Source organism: Amycolatopsis sp. NPDC059657, from assembly GCF_042734395.1.
In the GTDB taxonomy this organism is placed as follows: Bacteria; Actinomycetota; Actinomycetes; order Mycobacteriales; family Pseudonocardiaceae; genus Amycolatopsis.
On sequence record NZ_JBHWEB010000233.1, the window covers coordinates 1 to 5916 of the forward strand.

Annotated in this window: 6 protein-coding genes; 1 reads left to right on the forward strand and 5 read right to left on the reverse strand. The window is 68.0% G+C overall.

Annotated elements, in window-relative coordinates:
• Positions 1-231: 231 nt before the first annotated feature.
• From ACFV15_RS47600 to ACFV15_RS47620, 5 genes are all read right to left on the reverse strand, one after another.
• Entirely contained in the window at positions 232-420 is a 189-nt protein-coding gene (locus tag ACFV15_RS47600; RefSeq protein ID WP_378360082.1) for a hypothetical protein, read from the reverse strand.
• Positions 421-650: 230 nt separating this feature from the next.
• On the reverse strand, positions 651-2903 hold the full coding sequence (locus tag ACFV15_RS47605; RefSeq protein ID WP_378360083.1) for a tetratricopeptide repeat protein: 2253 nt from the start codon (positions 2901-2903) through the stop codon (positions 651-653).
• A gap of 243 nt (positions 2904-3146) precedes the next feature.
• On the reverse strand, positions 3147-3827 hold the full coding sequence (locus tag ACFV15_RS47610) for a maleate cis-trans isomerase (RefSeq protein WP_378360085.1): 681 nt from the start codon (positions 3825-3827) through the stop codon (positions 3147-3149).
• Between the two features lie 8 nt (positions 3828-3835).
• A complete protein-coding gene (locus tag ACFV15_RS47615; RefSeq protein WP_378360087.1) occupies positions 3836-4588 on the reverse strand; it encodes an Asp/Glu racemase in 753 nt (250 codons plus the stop codon).
• Entirely contained in the window at positions 4588-5076 is a 489-nt protein-coding gene (locus ACFV15_RS47620; protein ID WP_378360088.1) for a DUF3830 family protein, read from the reverse strand. Before ACFV15_RS47620 ends, ACFV15_RS47615 begins: the two co-directional genes overlap by 1 nt.
• A gap of 256 nt (positions 5077-5332) precedes the next feature.
• Between ACFV15_RS47620 and ACFV15_RS47625 the strand changes: the two genes are divergently transcribed.
• A complete protein-coding gene (locus tag ACFV15_RS47625; RefSeq protein ID WP_378360090.1) occupies positions 5333-5800 on the forward strand; it encodes a hemerythrin domain-containing protein in 468 nt (155 codons plus the stop codon).
• Positions 5801-5916: the final 116 nt, after the last annotated feature.

Consider the following 5916-nt stretch of genomic DNA (forward strand, 5'->3'; position numbering starts at 1 on the left):
CCCGCTACGACAAGCTCGCCGTCCGCTACGAGGCCACCGTGCACATCGCCGCAATCAACGAATGGCTCTAACCGACTTCGATACAGGCCCTAGCCACGCGGTGAGGGGCGCCCTTCCCGCTTCCCCGGGAAAGGCGCCCCTGCGGTTCCTCCCGCCTGAAGGAGGTTTTAGGCCGCGAAGGCCGCGTCCGACGTCTCGGGTGGGCGGCCTTCGCGGCGCAACGGGGCGGTGTCAGCCAACCCGTTGCCGCGGGATGGTCGTGGTCTCGTCGAGCGGGTCGGCGAGCTCGACGACGACGCGCCTGGTGTCGCAGCATTCGCACCAGGCGGAGCACGGCAGCGAGGACAGGTCGGCGAGCATCTGGCGGATGGTCGGCAGAGCCTGCTGATGCCCGCATTCGAGAACGTAGTGAAGTGACATCGGGTCCTCCTGCCTTGATGTGCTGTCGACGGGTGATGACCGATGGCAGGGCCATCACCCGTCGAATGCGAACTACGCCGCAACGACGACCCTCGACCCCTCGATCGCTGCCGGCGTCGCGCTCCTCGGAGTGCTGATTCGCATGGGTCAACTCTCTGTGACAAGCACGTGCAGCGCAACGGACAAACCCCGCACAAAAACCGCACAAAATGTGCGGATCCGGGGGTGTTCTATTGGCGGTTGGCCAGCGCTGCTAGCTGCGCATGAGCGTCCAGCGCACGGGGGTCGTGGAGATCGTCGAAAATGGCCGCCGCGTCCTCGAAGGCGGCGTGTGCGTCCGGTAACCGGTCGAGTGCGACGAGCGTTTCCCCGCGTGCCAGCTGGGTCTCCGCCTCACCCCAGCGCTCACGGCTGGCGCGCCGCAGCGCGAGCGCCCTGTCGAACTGGACGAGCGCGGTCGGGTACTGGTTCTGGCGCTGGTACAGCACGCCGAGGCGGTGCCGCGCCCAGCCTTCGACGGGGGTGTTGCCGAGCCGGTGGCCGATCTCCAGCGCCTGGTGCGCGGTCTGCGTCGCGTCGTCGAGCTGGTTCATCGAGCCGTACGCGGTGGAGAGCTGGTGGTGCACGATCGCGATGCCGAGGTCGAAGTCGCTGGCGGCGAACAGTTCGACGGCGATGGTGTACATGGCCTGCGCGTCGTGGTGACGGCCCAGTCCGGTGTAGACGGTGCCGAGGCCGAACGCGGCGTACGCGTGCCCACGGTCGTCTTCGAGGTGGGCGTGCAGGCGCATCGCCTCCTCCATGTGGGGCAACGCCTCGTCGTCCCGGTGCAGCTCGTGCTTGGCCGCGCCGAGGCTGTGCTGCGACCGCGCCATGCCGAGCTCGTCGCCCGCCTCACGCGCGGCGGCGAGACCCGCGGACGCGCCCGCGAGCCAGGCGCCCATGTTCTTGACCAGGTACCAGTACGGCATGAGAGTGCACGGCAGCAGCCACGCGAGCCGGGACATGCCGTGCTCGTGCGCGTTGCGCGCCAGCGCGAGCACGGTGTCGCCCTCGTTCTCGTACCAGGAGACGGCGGCGTCGTAGTCGTCGGTGAACGTGACCGGGGAGAGCCCGGTCTCGTCGACGGTGAGCGCGGGACCCGCCCAGCCCTGCGCGAGCGTGTTGCCCGCGTTCAGCCCGGTCAGGAAGTACCAGCGCAGCACGCGGTCGCGGGTTTCGGCCAACGTGGCGGGGGTTTCCTCTTTTTCGGCGCGCTCGGCCGCGTACAGCCGCAGCAGGTCGTGCAGGTGCACCCGGTCGCCGATGGTCGTCTCGGCGAGGTTGGCCGCGACGAGCGCGTCGAGGCTGTTGCGGGCGGCGCTGAGCGGCTCGCCGGTGAGCGCGGCGGCAGCGGGCGCGTCGATCGTCTTGCCGGGGAAGATGCCCAGCAGCCGGAACATGTGCGCCGCACTGGGTTTCAGCGCGCGGTAGGAGAGATCGAAGACGCTGCGGATGTCGACCGACTCGTCGGCGGTGGCGAGCATGTCGAGCCGGTGCCCTTCCGGCGCCAGCGCGTCGGCCATCGCACGCAGCGTCAGGTGCGGGTGCGTGGCGAGGTGCTCGGCGGCGATCCTGACCGCCAGCGGCAGCCTGCCGCAGCGGTGCACCACGACCTCGGCGGCCTTGCGCTCGGCGTCGACCCGCGCGGGCCCGGCGAGACGGCCCAGCAGATCGAGTGCCTCCTCGACCGGCAGCCGGTCGAGCGAAACCCTGGTCGCGCCGCTGTTCACCGCGAGCCCGAACAGGTGCACCCTGGTGGTGGCCAGCACGACGCTGCCCTGGCCGGGCAGCAACGGCTTGACCTGCTGATAGCTGCCGACGTTGTCGAGCACGACCAGTGTCGGCTTCGCCGCCAGCATCGAGCGGAACCGCGCGGTGCGCGACTCCAGGCTGGTCATGGCGGTCTCGGCCGGCGCGCCCAGCGCGCGGAGGAACTCGTTGAGCACGTCGCCTGGATCGGCGGTCTCGCCGGGCGCGAAGCCGTGCAGGTCGGCGAACAGCACGCCGCCGGGGAAGCGCTTGGCGATGGTGGCGGCCCAGTGCAGCAGCAGCGCGGTCTTGCCGACACCCGGCGCGCCCTCGATCACGATCGTGCGCGCGGCGCCCGGCGCCGGCGGGATGGCCACCGCGGCGTCGAGCTTGCGGACGTAGGCCTCGCGGCCGACGAAATTGTCGACCGCCGGCGGCAACTGCGCGGGGCGCAGCCATTCGACGTTCGCTTCTTCTTCCTGCTGTTCGGCCATGCGTTCGAGCGCGCCTTCGGCCTTCAGCGCGTTGTCCAGCTCTTTCACGACGCGGGGGCTCAGCGGGCGGTCGCCGCGCAGCATCTTCGAGATGTAGCTTTCGCTGAAGCTCGTCTGCTGCGCCAGCGCGCTCAGCGACACCCCCAACCGCCGCCGAAGCCGCTTCACCTCGGTGGCGAACCTGGTGATGTCTTCCATTTGGCCCCTCGCCAATTATCGCGGGCAATGACCTATCTGAGGAGCGGTGCAACTCCTTCGATAAAAATCTTCACCCACTGCTGCCACGCACAGTCACCGTAAGCATGTGCCCCAGAACCCCGTCTGCCTACCGGGTGACCTTGATCTGGGCAATTTCTCACGAATGACTTCACTCTATGGAACGACTACTGCTGGGTAATGTTACGCAAGATCGATTGGCTATGCGTGTTCGTGACCGAAGAATTACAGCGCCATTCGATCACAGGACCCGATCAGCCGGAGACCCTCCCATACGCTGACCTGGTTCGCGGTCAGCACGGGCTTGCCGATCCGCGCCGCGAGCTCGTCCAGCCAGGCCACGGTGTGCAGCGCGGTGTCGGGCACCAGCACCGCCTCGGCGCCAGGGTGGTCGTTGGCCGCGACGAATTCCAGCACCTCCTCGCGTCCGAGCGTGCCGACCTCGGCCGCGGTGATCACGCCCCGCCACCCGAGCGACACCACCTCGATCCCGGCCGTCGCGAGAAAGTCGACAAAGCGACGCGCGACGTCTTCCGGGTAGGTGGCCGCGACCGCGACCCGGGTCAGCCCGAGATGCCGGACGGCGTTGACGAACGCGAAGGAGGTGCTCGACGCGGGCACGCCGGCCGCCGCGCTCAGCTCGGCCACCTGCCGCATGGCACCGTCCCAGCCGAACACGAAGCTCCCGCTCGTGCAGGCCCAGACGATCGCCGAGATGTCCTCGAGCCGCCTGGCACCCTCGGCGAGCACCTCGTCGCCACCGATGTCGAGCAGCGCGTCCACCCGGTGCGCGTCGACCCGCATCTCCGTGTGCGCCAACGGAAGTTCGACACCGAGCCGCCGCGCCATGGCCGGGTATTCGTCTTCGGCGCTGAAGCCGGGGTACAGGAATCCGACGCGGGGCATGGTCCTCCTCAAGCGGCGTGCGGCTGGGTCGCCTGGACGAGCAGTTGTTCCTCGGCGGACGCGCGGAAACCCATGGACCGCAGCGCGGACCACATGGTCACCTGGTTGGCGGTGAGCACCGGCTTGCCGAGCAGCCGTTCGAGCGGGGCGATGATGTCGTAGGTGGGAACGTTGGTGCAGCTGATGAACAGGCCCTGCGCGTCGGTGTCGTCCACATCGGCCACCGCGCGGATGACCTCCGCGTAGCCGACCTTCCAGATGTGGCTGAGCAGTCCCAGCCCGACACTCGACACGACTTCGACGCCGTGCTCGGCGAGGAAGTCCAGCAGTCGCTGGGTGACGCTGTCGATGTACGGCGTGACCACCGCGATCTTGGTCATGCCGAGCAGCCCGAGCGCTTCGATCAGCCCGCCGGACGTGCTCGACGCCCGCGGCGCGCCGGCTTCGAGCATGCTCTGGACCAAGGCCCGTTCACCCGCCGCCCCGCCGACGAAGCTGCCGGACGTGCAGGCGTACACCACGCTGAGCGGCTCCGGCGCGAGCACGTCACGCGTCGCGCGTCGGATGCTGTCCAGTTCGCTCAGCGCTTCGGCGAGTTCGACGGTCACCGGCGCGGGCGTGAACGGCAGCCGTGTCAGGTACAGCGAGACATCGGGCGGCGCCCAGCGCCAGAGCTCGCGGTCGAGCGCGAAGTCGAACGGCGCGATCACCCCGACCCCGTGCTGGGCCAGCAGCTCGGGCCCGATGGGGTACTCGGGCATCAGTCCGTGATCCGGCGGTACACCAGCCGCTCGCCGACCCCGCCCGACCGCCAGACGTCGTTGCAGGCCTCGGCCATCTCATCGAGACCTTCGACGATGGTCCCGTACACATTCCCCGGCACCCAGCCGACGTCCCCGTTGAGCAGCAAGTTGTTGCGCCCGTAGAAGATCGCGAGGTCGATCACGCCGGGCAGCGCGTCGATGCCCTTCTCTTCCTTGAACTTCCGGTCGAGCATGCCTGCGGAGAACGAGAACAGCACGACGTCACCGGGGATCGGGGTGACCGTCGGGTTCTCCTGCGGGATCTCGGCGAACCGCTCGACCATCGCGTAGACCTCGTTGCGCGCGTACTTCGCGTGGTACGCGTCGCCGTACTGAGGCAGGTGTTCCCAGACCGCGTCACACGTCAGCGGCGCGTCTTTGTCGAGCAGCTCGGCCACACAGGTGACGCCGCGCTTTTCCAGCGAAATGGACATCCTCCTGGCCATGACGCACCTCCAACGTCCACCCGTGCCTCCGCCTCACGCAGATTGTCGACAATCCTACGAGTGCGGTCGGCTCGGGTCAATGCCGTGCCGTGCTACTGTTCTGGAGCGCCCCGTATGGGCCTATCGCATGGAGGTAGCGGCTTCTCAAGCCACTGGTGAGAACAGCCTTGTTCTCTCGTGCGTTTCAGGCATACGGGGTTCTTTTGTGCTGTCTTGCTGTGGTCGTCGCCCTCCTTTCTTCGACGAAAGGAAATGCATGACACAGACCGATCGAGTTCGCGGCATGGGTGACTTCCTGGTGGAGGTCCACACCTGGCTACGCAAGGAACTCGCCGAGATCCTTGCCCAGGTCGATGCGGTCGCCGAGGGCCGAGCCGACGTGACCATCGAGCGGCTTTCGGCCGATTTGCGCGCCCACTGCCTGTCTTTCTGCGGCGCGTTGACCAAACACCACACCGGCGAGGACATGGGCGCCTTTCCCATGCTCGCCGGTCAATTCCCGGAAATGGCGCCGGCGCTGAAGAAACTCGGCGAAGAGCACAAGGTGGTCTCCGCGCTGCAGAAGGAGATCCAGCGCCTCGTCGACAGTCACGTCCCCGGCGAGAGCGATGTCCTCGAACTCCGCGCCAACCTGGGGGAGCTCGCCGCCAAGCTCGAGGCCCACTTCGACTACGAGGAGCGGACCGTGGTCACCGCGCTGAACACGACCCCTGCGCCCTACTGAAAGACTCGTGAGTGTTCCCGACGGTTCTAATCCGAAAATAATGGTGAGTGGGCGCGCGTCAGCACCCGGCGGAGCCGGGTGGTCTTGGTAGCCGGTTGGCTGCTCAGGCGACGGGT